The organism is Aquabacterium sp. A7-Y, from assembly GCF_026153205.1.
Taxonomy (GTDB): Bacteria; Pseudomonadota; Gammaproteobacteria; order Burkholderiales; family Burkholderiaceae_C; genus Caldimonas.
In genome coordinates this window covers 33,537-49,414 of sequence record NZ_JAPFBW010000030.1, presented here as the reverse complement: position 1 = coordinate 49,414, position 15,878 = coordinate 33,537, and the positions used below count along the sequence as shown (strand labels likewise).

The window sequence follows — 15,878 nt, the reverse complement described above, 5'->3', positions numbered from 1 at the left end:
CGCCGGGTGGGCAAATGGCTGCGCTACCATTGCGCCTGTTGGAGGAAGGCGCATACAAATGACAGTCAAGGTCCTGATCGTCGAAGACAACCCGGTTGCCCGGGCGTTCCTGTGCCGCGTGGTACGGGACAGCTTCAGTGACGCCATCGCGATCACCGAAGCCGGCGACCTGGAGTCCGCGCGCCGCCAGATCGGACTGCAAGCCGGCCAGGCGCTGGTGCCCGGGCCCGATCCCTTCAAGCTGATGCTGCTCGACCTGGAGTTGCCCGACGGCAACGGCCTCGAGTTGCTGGCCCAGCTGACGCAGTATCCCGCCACCAAGGTCATCACGACCCTCTACTCCGACGACGAGCACCTCTTCCCGGCGCTGCAGTGCGGGGCCGACGGCTACCTGCTCAAGGAAGACCGCTTCGAGGTGCTGGTCGAGGAACTGCAGAAGATCGTACGCGGCCAGCCGCCGCTGTCACCGGCGATCGCGCGGCGCCTGCTGACGCACTTCCGGCACGGCGGCGAGTTCGGCGCCTCGCGCTACGGTGACTCGGGCTTCAGCACGCCGGAGCCGCAGCCCGCGCCGGTGCGGCAGCCGGCACATCCGCCGATCCCGATGGATCCGGCCGACAAGCTCGACTACGAGCGCCTCACGCCGCGCGAAAACGAGGTGCTGACCTACCTGAGCAAGGGCTTCACGATCAAGGAGATCGCGAGCCTGATGGGCATCAAGTGGTTCACGGTCAACGACCACATCAAGTCGATCTACAAGAAGCTCAACGTGTCCAGCCGTGCCGAGGCGGCCGTGCTGGCCAGCAAACAGGGCCTGGTCTGAGCCCGGCGATGCGGCGGCTGCGGCTGCCGTGCCACGCGGGATCGGTCCCACGATCTAGGGACTGACGCAGGCAGGCGGCTTGCCTATCGTACGCTCGCCCCAGTTCGCCCCGGCACGCCCTGCTTCCATGACCACCGCCCCCCACCCACCCCAAGACCCGACTCCGCCTACGCTGCCGGGCTCGGAGGCCTTGCTGAGCACGGGCCAATGGAACGCCTACGACCGCAGCCTGGGGCGTCAGTCGCCCGCGTCGCACTGGCTGGGCTGGCGCCTGCGGGTGTTGGTCGCCACGGCGCTGCTGGGCTGCCTCGGCGTCTTCTGCCTGGCCTGGTGGCTGGCCGGCCAACCCCAGCTCGGCGCCGCGTGGCGTGCCACCGGCAATGGCCAGGTGGAGCTGAACCTCGCGAGCGACCCGGCCCTGAAGGCGGCCCAGGGCAAGACGCTGGTGGCGCTGTCCGGCCCCGACGGCCGTCCAGTGAACGTCGACGCGACGGCCTTGCAGCGCTCGGCGCGCTGGCTGATCTCGGATGCCGAAGCGGCACGCTACCTCGCCACCCAGGAGCAGCTCGGCCGGGTGCTGCAAGGCGACACGGTGCAGTTGCACTTTTCCGACCGCACCCTGCTGGAGCTGCAGCCGCAAGCGCGCGGCATGATGGGACTGGGTCTGCTGTTCTGGCTGCTGTGCGCGCTCGCGCTGGTGCTCTACGGCGTCGCCATGGCGGTGCTGCTGGCCCAGCCCGGGCAGCGCAACGGCGTCTACGCGGTGATGGCCTTGTGCCAGGCGCTCAACCTGGTGTTCATCGCGATCGAATCGACGCTGGACCTCGCCTGGCCGCGCGGCCTCGCCGACTGGGACCTGTATGTCCGCCTGGCGCTCGACATCTTCACCGCCGGCGCGACCGTGCATGCGACCGCCGTCTATCCTCGCCACATGCCCCACGCACGCTGGTGGCTCACGGCGGCCTGGAGCTGCGTGGCGGCGCTGATCGTGTTGTCCTGGCTGGACTGGCTGCCGGGCAAGTGGTGGTGGTGCCAGATGGCCTGCGCCGCGTTGAGCAGCTGCGCGATGCTGCTGCTGACCTGGTCGCACAGGGTCGAGCCCAATCCCTTCGCGCTGGTGCTGCGGCGCTTCGGCTTCATCGCGCTGGGCACCTGGGTGCTGCTGAGCCTGGCAGTCGCGATAGCCGACGGCCAGCCGGGCATCCAGCAGAGCATCTCGATCATCGGCTCGATGATCTGGTACGTGTTTTTCGCCTCGCTGCTGCTGCTGATCCCCTTCCTGTCGAAGTCGCAGCAGGTGATGCGCGAGTTCTCCTTGCTGGCCGCCATCACGACGGTGGCGACCTCGCTGGACCTGCTGTTCGTCGCCGCCTTCTCGCTCGGCCAGGTGACCTCGGTGACGCTGGCGCTGTTCGTCTCGCTGGGCCTGTACGTCGGCGCGCGACAGTGGCTGCTGGACCGGCTGATGGGCAGCAGCGTGGTGACGACCGAACGCATGTTCGAGCAGCTCTACAAGATCGCGCGCGAGGTCGAGGTGCGACCCGACCGCACCTCGGCGCTGTTGACACGGCTGCTGCGCGAGCTGTTCGAGCCGCTGGAGATCCTGGTGGTCGACAAGCTCACCGCCGGCTCGCGCGTGCTGGCCGACGGCTCGACCCTGGTGGTGCCGGTGCCCAACATGGTCAACCCGCAGCCGAACGCACCCACCATGGGCTCCATCGTGATCCGCTTCGCCCACCGCGGCCGCAAGGTCTTCACCGCCGACGACGCCCGCCTCACCGACCGCATTTTCGAGCAGCTGCGCCGCGCGGTGGCCTTCGACAAGGCCGTCGAGCAGGGCCGCAGCGAGGAGCGCACCCGGCTGGCTCAGGATCTGCACGACGATATCGGCGCGCGCCTGCTGACCCTGATGTACCAGGCCCAGACGCCGGAGATGGAGGACTACATCCGCCACACCTTGCAGGATCTCAAGACCCTGACGCGCGGCCTGGCGGCCCAGAACCACCACATCTCCGACGCCGCGGCGGAATGGAAGACCGACCTGGTTCACCGCCTGCAGGCGGCCGAGTGCGAGCTCACCTGGAACGTCGGCTTCGACCGCAACGTGCCGCTCGGCGTGGTGCAGTGGTCGGCCCTCACGCGGGTGCTGCGCGAGCTCGCCAACAACGCCCTGGCGCATGCCCGCGCGACCCGTGTCGACATCGCGATGACCTTGCAGGGGGACCGCTTCGAGCTGATGGTGCGAGACAACGGCATCGGCCGCAATCCGGCGGCCTGGTCGCACGGGCTGGGGCTGGGCGGCATCCGCAAGCGCATCAAGCAGCTGGGCGGCGAGGTCGAGTGGCGCGAGGTGGTGCCGCAGGGCATCGAGTGCCGCGTCATCATCGCGCGCTTCCGGCCGACCGACTGAAAGGCGGCCGCACCGGCCGCACCCGACTCAGGGCTTGGGCAGGAACACCCAGAGCCGCCCGTTCTGCCGCGTCTTGGCCGCCACCTCGCCGGCATGCGCACCGAAACCCCAGAAGAAGTCGGCCCGCACCGGCCCCTTGATGGCGCCGCCGGTGTCGTGGCCGAACACCACACGCCGGTTCATCACGCTGGGCGACAGCGGCGAGGGGAACTCGATGTACATCGGCGTCCCCAGCGGCACCGCCTTGGGGTCCACCGCCACGGAGCGCATCGGCACCAGCGGCGCGCCAGCGGCGCCGCGCGGGCCGACCGTCACGTCAGCCACGCTTTCCCAACGGAAAAACACCACCTGCGGGTTGCTGTGCAGCATCTCCTGCACCCGGGCTGCAGGGTTGCGGCGTGCCCACTGCCGGATCTGCAGCATGCCGGGCGAGGCCAGCTCGCCGGTCTCCTTGAACCAATTGCTCAGCGGCCGGTAGGGGTGGCCGTTGTGGTCAGCATAGGAGAGCCGGATTGCACTGCCGTCGGGCAGCGCGACGCGGCCCGAGCCCTGCACTTCGATCAGGATCACGTCCATCGGGTCGTCGACCCAGACGATCTCGCGCCCGCTCATCGAGCGCTGCCCCTCCGGCGCCGCCATTTGCGCCCGGGACCAGTAAGGCAGCACCTGGCTGCCCTGCCGCCGCCCGCGCGTGACGCCCTTGCCCGCCTTGGCATCCAGCGGCACCAGATCGACCGGGCGCGAATACAGCGGGAAGAAATACGGGTTGCGCGCCGTCCGCGAGCCGCGCAGCACCGGTTCGTAGTAGCCGGTGACCGGGCCGCTGGTCTCCCCCTGCTTGGACTCCAGCCGGTAGGGCTGCAAGCCCTGCAGCAGCTTGCGCAGACCGACCGCGTCACCCGGCTGCAGCCGCCCCACCTCGGCGCAGACGCTGCGCCATTGCGGTGTGCGGTTCAGGTAGGGGCAGCTGAGGCGGAAGCTCTTGTGCACATCGTCGAGCGGGTCGACCTCGACATCGGGCAGCTCGCTCCAGGCGACCGGCACGAGCCGGCCGGCCTCGGTCTCGATGGGCCGGGCGACGGGCGCCGCCGCGGCCGGAGCGGGCGCGGCTGCGGCAGGACCGACGGCCGGAGTGGGTGCCGGTGCCGCCGGCTGGCCCGGCTGCGTGGCGCAGCCGGTCGACAGCACGGAGACGAGGGCCGCAACGCCGGCCCGGACGGCGCCCGCACGCAGCGCAGCCCGGCGGCCCGGCTCGGCCGCAAAGGATCTCGACATCATCGGCCCCTCACTGCACCCGGATCTCGACGCGCCGGTTGCGGGCCCTGCCTTCTGCGCTGTCGTTGCTGTCCGCCGGGCTGGCATCACCCTGTCCGCTGGCCTGGATCGAAGCGGCCGAGGCACCTTGGCGCACCAGCAGCTGTCGCACCGCCTGGGCGCGCGCCTCGCTGAGCGCCTGGTTGCGTTGACCCTGGCCCTGCTTGTCAGCGTGACCGAGCACCGTGATGCCGGCACCGGCCGCTGTACCGACCAGCGCCTTCAGCTGCTGGCGTTCGGCGGCGCCGAGCCGGGGCGTGGCGCTCCCGGTGCCGAAGTACAGCACCAGCGAGCGCACCGGCTCGCCGGCCACTGGCACGGAGGCGGAAGCCGCGGGAGACGGGGCAGGCGCAGGCGCGGGTGCGGGCGCCGAAGCGGCCGCACCCTGCCCGCCCGCGGCCGGTGTTGCCGCGTCTCCCGAGGCTGCACCGGCCGCCGCCACCACCGTCGAGGGCGCATCGACCCACTCGAAGCTCACCGCCTCGAAACGTCCGCTGGGGGCATCACCCGTCGCCGGCTGCGACTTCAGCACGATGCGCTCCGGCGGCAGGGCCTCCATGAAGAGGATGCTCGCCGCCTCGGCGCGTGCCCGGCCCAGGTCCTCGCCGGCGGGACCCTGCTCGTTGGTGTGGGCCCGCCCAGTCACCTGCAGGATTTTGGTGCTGCCGCCCTCGGCCAGCATGCGGTCGCGCCAGGCGACAAATTCCGGCCCCGTAACGGCCACCGTCTGGTTGGCCTCGAACAGCACCGCGGTGCCTCCGGGGGCGGGAGCGCTGCTGTCGACCTGCTGGGCCGGCGCGTCGGCCGGACGATCGCCGCAGGCGCCCACCAGGGCGGCCACGGCCAGGGCGAGCGCGAGGCGCGCGGAAGCACGGGAAGACAACGGGCTCATGGGTTCTCTCCTGAATGTATCTCTGGCGCTCTGCGTGCACTGCCGGCCGGGCCACGAGGACCGGCGCGCTCAGGCCGCATCGCTGCCATAGGACCCGATCCGGCCGATCACGGTGGTTTCCGGGTCGATCTCTTCGGGCTCGGGCTCGGGGCCGCCGCTGAAGACGGCCAGCAAGGCGGTGAAGTTGTCGCGGTTCTCGGGCGCACGCTGGTCGACCCAGCGTTCCAGGCTGGCGAGCAACTGCTCGGCGTCACCGCCCTGGCGCAGCAGCTCCTGCATGTCCTGCTCCAGCACGTACTCCCAGACCCCGTCGGTGCACAACAGCAGCAGATCGCCCTCGCGTCCCGCGCCGGGCAGCTCGTAGACATAGGGCTCGACGCCGCCAGCGCTGCCCAGCGAGCTGGTCAGCACGCTGCGCTCCTTGCGCTGGCGCACGTCGCAGGCGGCGATCATGCCGGCATCCACCATCTGCTGCACCAGGCTGTGGTCGCGCGTCTGCAGCTGCAGTTCGGCGCCGCGGAACCAGTAGGCGCGCGAGTCGCCGACATTGCCGAAGACCGCGCGCCCACTCAGCAGGTCCACCAGCGCCAGGATGACGGTCGAGCGCATGTCCGGGTACTGTGCGAACTTGCTCTGCCCGGCCAGCACGACCTGCTGCGCGTGCTGGATCAGCGCGTTGGCTGCCTCCATCGAGCAGCGCGGCCGCAGCGAGTGCTGCTCGAGGATGGCGCGCACCACCAGCTTGGACGCCAGGTCGCCGCCCCCGTGACCTCCGGCGCCGTCGGCCACGACGACGCAGGCGATGTCCTCGGAGACGCGCAGACCGTAGGCATCCTCTTGATAGGAACGTCCGCCCTGGTTGTGCAGAAGATGGGCGTGCAGCTCCAGCATGGCGGCTCTCACTCTTGCGGCGGCATGTCGCGTTTCAGGGCCTCGACGTGCTCCTCGTAGGCCTTCAGGAAGGCCTGGCCGAACAGCGCGTGGAAGTCGTCTTCGGCTTCTTGCGCGATTTCCTTGTACAGCTCGGTGAAGAGGTCCCACAACCGGGCCTTGCGGGCGGCCGGAATGATGGACTCGACCAATCCACGCGTGCTCAGCCGCCCTTCCAGGCGCTGCGGCTCGAAGCGCTCCAGCACACCTTCGAGCGCCGCCTTGGTACCGGCCATGAAACCGAACTGGTGCGAACGCAGGTCGTAGTAGGCGTCGCGCATCGCGGTGATGGGGGGCATGAAGGCCGGATTGAGCCGGCCCGACACCAGGTAGAGCATCGCCGTCTTGGCGTCGGGCGAGAACTTCAGCGGGTTGTTGTTGCGCTCCATGATCATGGTCGCGCTGGCCTTGACCTCGCGCTTGGTGACCGCGCGGGCGCTGAGCAGGTCCACCGTACCCTGCACCGCCTCGCGCACCAGGCCGCCCATGCGGTACATGAACTCCTCGGTCACGCCGTCAGGCAGGTTGAGCGGGCTGCCGAGTCCTTCGCAGAAGGCCGCCATCAGCGTGTCGACCGAGACCTGGCTGGCCGACGCGGCGGGGGTGCCCGGCGCAGCAGCACCGGAGACCGGCCCTGCCGCCGGCGCCGCGCCGGGCACAGGCGCCGGCACGGGCGCTGCCGCCGGGGTCGGCAGCGGCGCGGACTGGGTCGGCTGGGCCACCCGGAACTGGCCGGTGGCGCCCTTGGGATCGAGCGGGCCGACGGAGGCCAGCAGGTCGTCGATGGCCTTGGCCGTGACGGGCCTGCCATGCGCACCACCGGCCGGCGGCAGCGGCGGCATCGGGGTCGGGCCGGAGTGCGCCGGGGGTGACACCTGCGGCAAGGCGAAGGCCGAATGCACGGCTGGCGTCTGGTCGGCCTGGGCCGGACCGGCGCCGCCGCCGGCCGGGGCACCGCCGAACAGCGCCAGCGGGTCGTCGACGGGCTGCGAGGACGGGTTCACGCCGGCCGGCGCGCCCAGCACGTCGAGCGGGTTGGCCGGCGCATTGCCCAGGCCGAACAATTCATCGATCGAAGCCGATTTCTCGACCGCCGGGCCGAGCAGGTCCTCATGCCCCGCGCGCGCGTCGAAGGGGATGGGCGCCGGCACGCGGCGGCTGCCTGAGCTGAGCGGGTTGAACCCGCCCGTGCCGGGAGCCGTCATCGGCTTCGGCAGGCTCGCGAAAGGGTCGAAGTCGTCCGGGATACCGCCCGGAGCGGCAGCCGGAGCGCCCAGGCCGGTGATCGGGCCCGCGGGCAGGCGCGGCGCCGAAGGCGCCTGGGGCGAGACCGGCGCGCCCGGCGAGCCGAACAGGTCGGCGAAGGGATCACCCGGCGCCGGGGCGGGAGCGCCGACACGCCCTGCCGCCGGCACAGGCGCGGAGGGCGGTAGCGCGAAGGGATCGAAGCCGGTGGCGGGCACCCCGCCACCGTGACCCTGCATCGGCGCCGACGCTGTTGCGCCGGGATCCTTGACCTGGGTGCTGTTCGCGTCAAAAGGCCGCGAGGCCGGCGCCTCGACCATCAGCACATAGGGCCCGATGCGCAGCTCGTCGCCGCCGCTCAGCGGCACCGCCTGGCCCGCGCCCACCGGCACGCGGTTGCGCAGGGTCGGGTTGGCGCCCTTGTCGATCAGCACGTACTGGCCGCCCTGCATCTGGACCAGCGCCTGCTGCCGCGAAATGGTCTTGGCCTCGTCGGGCAGCACCAGGGTATTGCCTTCGTTGCGGCCTATGGTTCCGCCGGTGGGCCCGAACTGGGCCGCCATCGCGGAAGCCGGTCTCTGGCCGGCCACACTCACGACTCGGATCTGGAGCATCTTGTAACTTCTGGGTTCGGGAGTCCGCGCTCGGGTCGCGGGGCGCTCGCCCGGCGTCGACGTGCGTCGTATGCGCCACCGTCCGGGGTCCTAGCCGAGGCTATCCAAGCCCCTCGGCAGGCGCAAGGCGACCCCCCTAGTTTGAGGTGAGACGCAGGACACGCCCGGACACCGCGCTGCGGCGACACTTCGTTTTTCAAGGCGCCAGCAACAGCACCTTCACCTGACTGGGTGCAATGCGCATGCCGGGCGCGTTGGTGCTGTTCTGCAGCGACATGCTGGTGAGCCGGGTGGCCGGCATGCCGCCGACCAGCACCGTGAAGGCCCCGGTCAGGTGGCGCGACGGCCCCATCACCATGCCCGAGGCCACGCCCATCGCGACGCCGGCGTTGTCGCCGTTGGTCAGCGGCACCACGGTGCCGAGGTTGTGGGCCGGCGCCATGCCGAGCAGCACGTGGTAGGCCGCTGGCACCCCCATCGGCCCCGCGGCCAGGTTCGGATAGGGAATCGGCACCGGCACCGGCGCCGGGGTCGGTGTCAGGCAGACGTCGGGAAATGCAAAGTCGACGCCGCCCATCTGGTTGTTCGCGAACATGGCGCTCACCCGACCTGGATCTGCTTGCCGTCGATCTTGACGAGCTCGCGCGACTTCATCACGGTGTGCCCGGCGTTCAGGTGCAGCACCTCCTCGGCCCGCAGGTCGACGTGGCCGGCGCGGACCATCTCCATGTCCTCGACGTGCCGGTGGTGCGACTTGACCTGCACCGTCCAAAGCCCTGCGACCTGCTTCATGCGCGCCGCCGTGCTTTCCAGGGTGTCGGCCAGCCAGTGCACCGCCTGGCCCACCAGGCTGATGCGCCCGGCCACGGCCTCGACGGCCTCGCCCTGCAAGGAGATCGCGCCGCGCGCCTGCAGCCGCAAGTCGCCCTGCACCGAGAGGCTGGCGCTGCACGGCAGCACCATCGCGAGCGGCGCCTCCGAGGCGCGCTCCAGCACCGCCAGCACATAGGCCTGCGGCCCGCGCAGCGCCACCAGCACGGTGTCGCCGCACTCGGGCTGCACCAGGCAGGAAACGGCCAGCCGCGCCTGCAGCAGGCCGCGCTCGCTCGACACCACCACCACGCCGTCGCGGCTGCGCTCGACCTCGCCGAGGGCTTGCACCACCGCCTGCGTCACGAAGGAAGCGGCCGCATCGGCCGGCGGCTCGGACTGCGCCAAGTCGGATTTCAGGCTCATCTACTTCTCCTCACACCTCGGGCTGCCACTGCTCGGCAGCCAGATAATCCGCATCGTCGGGGGCGGCCTGGGCACGTTCCAGGCCCTGCGCCTGCTGCAGGTGCGTGCCGCGCAGGTTCGCCCGGAACAGCTCGGCCCCGCCGAAGCGGCTGCCCTGCAACTTGCCGTGGGACAGGTCGGCATGGTGCAGCAGCGCCGCTTCGAAATCGCAGTCGGTCAGCTCCGCCTGCTGCAGCACCGCCTCGGGCAGGCTGGCCTGGCGGAAGCTCGCGCCGCGCGCCTTGGCGCCCATCCAGACCGACTGGGCCAGCTGCGCGCCGTCCAGGCGAGCACCGTCCAGGCAGGCGTCGACCCACAGCGTGTGGCTGGCGCGAGCCCCGCTCAGGCGGGCCTGCTGCAACTGCGCGCCCTTGAAATTGCTGCCGGCAATGTGGGCCTCGGTGAGGTCCACGCCGCTGAGGTCGGCGTCCATGAACTGGGTGCGCAGCCAATGCGCCTGAGCGAACTGCTGGCCGGCCAGGCGGCATTCAGTGAAGACGCACTGGTCGCCCTGGGGCACGCCGAAGCGGGCCTGCCTCAGGTCGCCCTTGTAGAACACCGTGCGCAACCACTCGGCGCCGGCCAGGTCCAGCGTACCGAACTCGCATTCCATGAAGTTGGCCGACACCAGACGCGCCTCGCGCAAGGAGGAGCCCATCAGCAGGCACCTGGCCAGCGTCGCGAACTCGAGATCGGCGCGCGTCAGGTCGGCCGAGCTGAGCCGGCACTCGTGAAAGCTGGCGCTGGCGGCGCTCGCCTCCAGCAGCGAGACCTGCGACATCGCGCAGCGGTGGAAGGTTGCCAGACGCAGGGCCGCGCCGCTAAAGCGCACGCGGTCCATGCGGCACTCGACGAAGGAGCACTCCTGCAGGTCGGCTTCGGTGAGGTCGCTGCCGCTCAGGTCGACGCGATAGAACACCCCTTTGCGCAACACGGCGCGCGCCAGACTCTGCCCGGCCAGGCTGGTCTCGTGCACCGGATCGCCGGCACGCACCCGGGCTTCCAGGGCCTGCAGCTTCATGAACCGCCTCCCGTCGTCTCAGGTCCCGCGCGGCCGGCCTTGCGCTGCGGATGCAGACGCGCCTTGGTCAGCACCGCCGCGTCGAAGCGCGTGTAGGCATCGACGTCGATGCGCATCAGGTCGGCCGCGAACAGGTTGGCGCCCTGCAAGTCGGCACCCTGCAGCCTGGCATGCTGCAGCACCGCCTGCATCAGGTTGGCGCCGCGCAGCACGGCCGACTGGAAGTTGCCCTTGATCAGCAGCGCGGCCTTGAGGTTGCAGCGATAGAAGTTCACGCCGGCGCAGCCCGCCTCGCTCAGGTCGCTGCCCGCCAGCAGCGCGTTGCTGAAGTCGGCGCCGTCGAGCGGCATGCCGCGCAGGCTGGCCTTCTCGACCTGGGCGTCCTTGAAGGAGGTCCGGCGCAGGCTGCTGCCGTGCACGAAACGCACGTTGTTCGCCTGGCAGCCGTCGAAGCGGCTGCCGTCCACCGGGCAGGTCACGAAGTCCGCCGAATCGAGACGGGCGCCGCTGAAGTCGCACTCACGCAGCTGCGCCTCGATGAAGGAAGCACGCGTCAGCGTCGCCTTGGTGAAGACGGCACCGTTGAGCACCGACTTGAGGATCACCGCCTGCGTCAGGTCCACCTGGATCCAGTGCGACTTCGCGGCGCTGATCTCCAGCAGCGTCACACCCGCCAGGCGGCTGCCGTAAAGCACCGCCTGGTCCAGCACCGTGTGCTGCAGGGTGGCGCCCTTGAACTCGCAGCCGACACAGCTGGCCCGGGCGAGCCGGGCCTTGCCGAGGTTGGCCTGGGTGAAGTTGGCGCCTTCGAGCTTGGCGTCGTCCAGGATGGCGTGGGCCAGGCTGGCATGGCTGAAGTTCGCGCCGGTGAGCGTCGCGCCGCTGAAGTTCACGCCCTCCAGCTCCGCGCCCGAGAAGTCGGCATGCGACAGGTCCAGCCCGGAAAAGTCGGCGCCCTTGAGTTTCAGGCCGGCGAAGCTGCGGCCCTGCGCCTGCGCCCGCGCAGCGCCCTCGCGCCAGCGCCCGGCGGTCTCGGGATCGAGCGGCACCGGTGCCGGCTGCAGGTGGGCGGCCTCGCGCAGCATCGGCCCGGCGGTCTTCTCGGCGTGCGCCGCCAGGCTCTTGAGCCGCGGTTCGAGCGCCTGCTGCGACTGAGCCAGCACCTGTTCGAGCTGGGCCACCGCCTGGGTCGGCGAAAACGCCGCCAGCGAGGGCTTGGGTCTGGCCAGCGCATCGAGCGCCGCGACCGACTTGCCCTGGGCCGTCAGCTCCTGCCGGGTCGCCTGCAGCGCGGCCTGGCCACGCGCCTCCAGGGCGGCTTTCAACTGCGCCGGGGGCAGCAGCTGCGCTTCGATCTGCTGCATCGCCGCCGCCAGCTGGGCCGGCTCGTCGGGCACCTGGGTCGGCACCTCGGGGACACCCAGTTCCTGGCGGGCCCGCGCCGCGCCGGCCTTGGCCTCGGCCAGCAAGCCGGGCGGGGTCACGGCGCCCAGCCGGTCGTCCAGCTCCTGCTGGGCGGCACGCAGGCGCTGGTTCAGCTGCTCCAGGCTGCCGCCGCTGGCGCCGAGCAGGCGCTTGTGCCGCAGCATCATCTCGTTGGGGGTCGCGAGGCCTTCGGGCAGCAGCTCATGGTCATCGAGCGCCTTCAAGCCACCGCTGTCCGGGTGCAGCCGGGCATCGATCGCCTGCACATAGGCCTCGCGGGCACGCGGGCGGGCGATCCACTCGGCGCCGGCCATCAGCAGCTCGACCTCGTCAGCAAACTCGTTGTCCACCTCCAGCAGCGCGTGCCAGATCATCACCATCCTCAGCTGGCGCGGGAACAGCCACAGGGTCGTCAGCCGGCCATCGACGAAACGCGCCTGGCCGGGCCCGTGGGCCCGGGTGCGCACGGCGATCACCGGGCGGATGCCGGGCAGGCGGCACTCGATGTGCGGCTGTTCGGGATGCAGGTGCCGCAGCTCGATCGCCTCGTCGCCCTGGAAGGGTTCGCTCTGCCACTGGTCCTCGCTCGCGAGGCCGTGGAAACGCCAGTTGAAGTCCTCCGGCGGGCCGGGATAGTGCTGCTTCAGCCAGGCGTCGTCGTAGCTGCCGTCGAAACGCTTGCGCTGCGGCCAGGCGCCCGGAATGGGCGCAAAACTGGCCGGCGCGATGACCTCGGTCGGCAACGTGCTGGGTGCGTTCGGGTACTCGACCTGCGCCAGCGGCTGCAGCCGGCCGTGCGAGGTCTCCTCCGGCGCCCTGCCCTTGCCCGCCGGGTTCTCCGCGAAGTCGGTGCCGCCGTAGGCCTGCGCCCAGGTCAGCGGTACCGCATCGACCGGCACCGGCTCGGTGGCACGGCCCGCGACCCAATAGCGCGGACCGAACACCCGCAGGGCCTTGCGCAGGCCCCCGACGCGAGCCTCGACATCGAGCCCGCCGACGCGCTCGCCGCGAGGCGCGCAGGCCTCGCCCATCAGCAGGAACTCCCCGCCCGTCTTGGGCAGCGCCATGTCGAGCGGGATCTGCGGGTCCAGCAGCGGCGGGACCTCCTGCCACAGTTCCTGCTCCGGCAGCAGCGCCGGCTCGTTCTGCAGCGGCACGTAGGCCAGCACCGCGATGCCGAGGTAGGCATGCTGCTGGCGCTCGAAGCAGCGGTGCAGCACCGACAGATGCTGGGGCTTGACGACTCGCATGCGCTCAGTCCTTGTGGGCCGCCCAGGGCTCGTCGATCACAAGGCGGTCGCGCCGCTTCGGATCGATCTTGAGCCGCAGCACCTGGCCGGGCTGGACCGCCGGCGTGTGGACCACCGCCACCACCAGGGTCAGCGTGTGCGGGTACGGCGGCTCGCCGGGCCGGGCGACTTCCAGCGCCAGCGCCACCTCGGGGTTGTTGCCGCTCCAGCTGCCGGTCTGATTGACGGAAATGACACGGCCGGTCGCCGCCACGCCGTGGCGGCGCAGCTGCTCGTCACGGTAACTCAGGTGGGCCATGTAGAAGGCCAGGCCCAGCACGATCACCAGGACCGCGGCCGCCGACCACCAGGAGTTCGATGTCATGCCAGGGTCCTCAACCGATGATGGTCATCGCCTTTTTGTGCACCGCGATCGCGCCTTGCGAGATCAAGGTCACCGGGTTGGCAAGCTGCAGCACGGTGGCGATCTTGTTGAGCACCACCTCCGACTTCTGGAAGGCCACGTTTTCGCCCTTGAAGGTGATGGCGCCGATGTCCACCCCCTTGGTCTCGACGTTGATGCCCTTGATGCCCCAGTCGTAGCTCTTGATGTTGCCCTCTTCGGTGGCATAACCCATCAGCTTGGTGCCGGCCAGCAGGTTCACCCCGGCGGGCGCCGTGATGTTGATGCCGCCCAGGGCCTCGATGTTCATCACCGCCGGGGTTTTCATGTTGAGGCCGTTGCTGGCCTCGACGTTCCAGGCCCCGCCCAGGGTCGTGTGCGTCGCGTTGCCGCCGGTGACGCTCTGGGTGTAGCCGCCGCCCTGGATGGTCTGGCTCACCGCGCCGGTCACGGTCTCGTCGATGCCGTCGGTGATCTTGAGGGTCTGGCCGCCAGCGCTGACGGTGTGCTCGTGCCCGCCGGAGGTGATGGTGGTCTTCAGGCCGTCGGTGATCTCCTCGACCTCGCCGGCGCCGATACGGCGCACGCTCATCTTGTCGACCAGCAGGTCACGGAAATCGCCCTTGACATGCTCGTAGCGGCTCTTGTCGACGGTGAGGCGGTCGATGCCGTGGATGTCGGTGGTGCGGTCGCGGCCCACGTCGCGCAGCTCGTCGACCTCGACCTCGGTGCGCAGCTGGCGCTCGGCATGGATGAAGATCTCTTCGTCGCCCTTCTTGTCCTCGAAACGCAGCTCGTTGGCGGTGCTGGTCGAGCCGCCCTGGGTCGAACGGGTCACGATGCCGGTGCGGGTCTTGTGGTCGGCCAGCGTCCAGGGCGGCATGTGCTCCTTGTTGTAGACGCGGCCGGTCACCATCGGGTTGTCCGGGTCTCCTTCGAGGAAGTCGACGATGACCTCCTGGCCGATGCGCGGGATCGCGATCATGCCGAAGTTCTTGCCGGCCCAGGGGTGCGAGACACGCACCCAGCAGGAGCTGTTCTGGTTCGATTCGCCACGCCGGTCCCAATGGAATTGCACCTTCACGCGGCCGTAGTCGTCGGTGTAGATCTCGTCGCCCTTGGGGCCCACCACGATGGCCGTCTGCGGGCCCTGCACGGCCGGCTTGGGCGTGACGCGCTGCGGCCGGAAGGTCTCGCGGCTGTCCAGCACCGCGAAACCGCAGCGCAGCCGCGCACCGACGCCGTCCTGCGACTCGTGGCCGTTGTCCTCCAGCTCCAGCGTGGTCCGCACCACCAGGTACTCGCGGTTCTGGTCGTCGCGCGGCTGGCCGGAAAGCCGGAACAGCGAGCCCACCGCGATGCCGCGCGCATTGCCGGCCCCCTCGACCAGCTCGTAGCGCGACTGCAGCTCCTCGAGCCTCACCTTGACGTAGTGGTCGCCGTCGCTGGCCTGGCGGTATTCGCCCGGGTAGTCGTAGTACTCGCCCGAGGACTGGGCGTGCTCGCGCTCGCGCCGGGTGGAGGCCCGCAGGTCGGCGCTGGGCTTGGTGAAGTCGAAGTCGTCGATGACGTAGGCGCCGGGCTGGATCTCGCGCGAGAAGTACCACTCGTCGATGTATTCCTGATCCAGCCGCCCGCCGCGGTCGTGCGGGATGAAGGGGATGGTCCTGTAGTCGTCGCTGAACGGGCGGTGCGCGCTCGGCCCGTCCGCCAGCACCAGGGTGTGCAGGCCGTCGGCATGCTCGAAGTAGTAGTAGATGCCCTCCTGCTCCATCAGGCGGCTGACGAAGTTGAAGTCGGTCTCGCGGTACTGGACGCAGTAGTCCTTGGGGGTGTAGCTGCCGGTCAGGCAGGTGTCGAACGAGGCCGAGGGGTACTTGTCGAAGATCTCCTTGAGGATCTCCGGCACCGTCTTGTTCTGGAAGATGCGGCAGTCGCTGTTGCGGGTCAGCAGCCACAGCCAGGGGCGGGCCGTCAGGCGGTAGCGGTAGTAGCGGCCGGAGATGCCGCTGAGGCCGAAGCGGGTGACGTAGCCGTCGAAACAGCGCGGCTCGGCGAAGGGCAGTTCCAGCCGCACCGTCACGTTTTTGCCCAGGATCTCGTCCGGGTTCAGGTCATTGCGCTCGGACAGCGCCTCGATCTGGTACTCGAACAGCCGTCCCAGCTCCTCGTGCGCCCTCATCGAGCTGAACCGGAGCACGTCCCCGCCGAAGGGCGTGCTGACTTCCATGACGCGTTGCATAAGAAAACCCACCCCTCCAGCCGGACGAGCGCTCTTGTTCGTATGGAAGCATTTT

At 70.2% G+C, this 15,878-nt stretch carries 12 protein-coding genes; 2 read left to right on the top strand and 10 right to left on the bottom strand.

Annotation, left to right across the window (positions count from 1 at the left end):
- The first annotated feature begins 58 nt into the window (after positions 1–58).
- Together OOT46_RS23375 and OOT46_RS23370 are read left to right on the top strand one after the other, a co-directional pair.
- Complete coding sequence (locus tag OOT46_RS23375) at positions 59–823, top strand: LuxR C-terminal-related transcriptional regulator (protein ID WP_265406034.1); 765 nt, start codon at positions 59–61, stop codon at positions 821–823.
- A 127-nt stretch (positions 824–950) separates the two neighbouring features.
- On the top strand, positions 951–3,233 hold the full coding sequence (locus OOT46_RS23370) for an ATP-binding protein (protein WP_265406033.1): 2,283 nt from the start codon (positions 951–953) through the stop codon (positions 3,231–3,233).
- 27 nt (positions 3,234–3,260) lie between these two features.
- On the opposite strand, the gene OOT46_RS23365 is transcribed toward OOT46_RS23370, so the two are convergent.
- The 10 genes from OOT46_RS23365 to OOT46_RS23320 all read right to left on the bottom strand — a co-directional run bounded on the left by OOT46_RS23365 (position 3,261) and on the right by OOT46_RS23320 (position 15,811).
- Positions 3,261–4,511 (bottom strand): murein transglycosylase A, encoded by a 1,251-nt coding sequence (locus OOT46_RS23365; protein ID WP_265406032.1) that lies wholly within the window; start codon positions 4,509–4,511, stop codon positions 3,261–3,263.
- Positions 4,512–4,518: 7 nt separating this feature from the next.
- Complete coding sequence (locus OOT46_RS23360; protein ID WP_265406031.1) at positions 4,519–5,439, bottom strand: OmpA family protein; 921 nt, start codon at positions 5,437–5,439, stop codon at positions 4,519–4,521.
- A 69-nt stretch (positions 5,440–5,508) separates the two neighbouring features.
- On the bottom strand, positions 5,509–6,330 hold the full coding sequence (locus OOT46_RS23355; RefSeq protein ID WP_265406030.1) for a PP2C family protein-serine/threonine phosphatase: 822 nt from the start codon (positions 6,328–6,330) through the stop codon (positions 5,509–5,511).
- Positions 6,331–6,338: 8 nt separating this feature from the next.
- Positions 6,339–8,228, bottom strand: coding sequence for a type VI secretion system-associated FHA domain protein TagH (gene tagH / locus OOT46_RS23350; protein ID WP_265406029.1), 1,890 nt, complete (start codon positions 8,226–8,228; stop codon positions 6,339–6,341).
- Positions 8,229–8,424: 196 nt separating this feature from the next.
- On the bottom strand, positions 8,425–8,823 hold the full coding sequence (locus OOT46_RS23345; protein WP_265406028.1) for a DUF4150 domain-containing protein: 399 nt from the start codon (positions 8,821–8,823) through the stop codon (positions 8,425–8,427).
- 5 nt (positions 8,824–8,828) lie between these two features.
- On the bottom strand, positions 8,829–9,464 hold the full coding sequence (locus OOT46_RS23340; RefSeq protein ID WP_265406027.1) for a DUF3540 domain-containing protein: 636 nt from the start codon (positions 9,462–9,464) through the stop codon (positions 8,829–8,831).
- A 10-nt stretch (positions 9,465–9,474) separates the two neighbouring features.
- A complete protein-coding gene (locus tag OOT46_RS23335; protein ID WP_265406026.1) occupies positions 9,475–10,524 on the bottom strand; it encodes a pentapeptide repeat-containing protein in 1,050 nt (349 codons plus the stop codon).
- Positions 10,521–13,199, bottom strand: a complete 2,679-nt coding sequence (locus OOT46_RS23330; RefSeq protein WP_265406025.1) for a DUF2169 family type VI secretion system accessory protein — start codon at positions 13,197–13,199, stop codon at positions 10,521–10,523. The genes OOT46_RS23335 and OOT46_RS23330 overlap by 4 nt, the downstream gene beginning before the upstream one ends.
- 4 nt (positions 13,200–13,203) lie before the next feature.
- A complete protein-coding gene (locus OOT46_RS23325) occupies positions 13,204–13,563 on the bottom strand; it encodes a DUF3592 domain-containing protein (protein ID WP_265406024.1) in 360 nt (119 codons plus the stop codon).
- 10 nt (positions 13,564–13,573) lie between these two features.
- A complete protein-coding gene (locus OOT46_RS23320) occupies positions 13,574–15,811 on the bottom strand; it encodes a type VI secretion system Vgr family protein (protein WP_265406023.1) in 2,238 nt (745 codons plus the stop codon).
- Positions 15,812–15,878: the final 67 nt, after the last annotated feature.

What these genes read in the sequence shown, in the direction of transcription:
- OOT46_RS23375 (WP_265406034.1), top strand. Translation starts at nt 59, where the DNA reads ATGACAGTCAAGGTCCTGATCGTCGAAGACAACCCGGTTGCCCGGGCG.
- OOT46_RS23370 (WP_265406033.1), top strand. Translation starts at nt 951, where the DNA reads ATGACCACCGCCCCCCACCCACCCCAAGACCCGACTCCGCCTACGCTG.
- OOT46_RS23365 (WP_265406032.1), bottom strand. Translation starts at nt 4,511, where the DNA reads ATGATGTCGAGATCCTTTGCGGCCGAGCCGGGCCGCCGGGCTGCGCTG.
- OOT46_RS23360 (WP_265406031.1), bottom strand. Translation starts at nt 5,439, where the DNA reads ATGAGCCCGTTGTCTTCCCGTGCTTCCGCGCGCCTCGCGCTCGCCCTG.
- OOT46_RS23355 (WP_265406030.1), bottom strand. Translation starts at nt 6,330, where the DNA reads ATGCTGGAGCTGCACGCCCATCTTCTGCACAACCAGGGCGGACGTTCC.
- tagH (WP_265406029.1), bottom strand. Translation starts at nt 8,228, where the DNA reads ATGCTCCAGATCCGAGTCGTGAGTGTGGCCGGCCAGAGACCGGCTTCC.
- OOT46_RS23345 (WP_265406028.1), bottom strand. Translation starts at nt 8,823, where the DNA reads ATGTTCGCGAACAACCAGATGGGCGGCGTCGACTTTGCATTTCCCGAC.
- OOT46_RS23340 (WP_265406027.1), bottom strand. Translation starts at nt 9,464, where the DNA reads ATGAGCCTGAAATCCGACTTGGCGCAGTCCGAGCCGCCGGCCGATGCG.
- OOT46_RS23335 (WP_265406026.1), bottom strand. Translation starts at nt 10,524, where the DNA reads ATGAAGCTGCAGGCCCTGGAAGCCCGGGTGCGTGCCGGCGATCCGGTG.
- OOT46_RS23330 (WP_265406025.1), bottom strand. Translation starts at nt 13,199, where the DNA reads ATGCGAGTCGTCAAGCCCCAGCATCTGTCGGTGCTGCACCGCTGCTTC.
- OOT46_RS23325 (WP_265406024.1), bottom strand. Translation starts at nt 13,563, where the DNA reads ATGACATCGAACTCCTGGTGGTCGGCGGCCGCGGTCCTGGTGATCGTG.
- OOT46_RS23320 (WP_265406023.1), bottom strand. Translation starts at nt 15,811, where the DNA reads ATGGAAGTCAGCACGCCCTTCGGCGGGGACGTGCTCCGGTTCAGCTCG.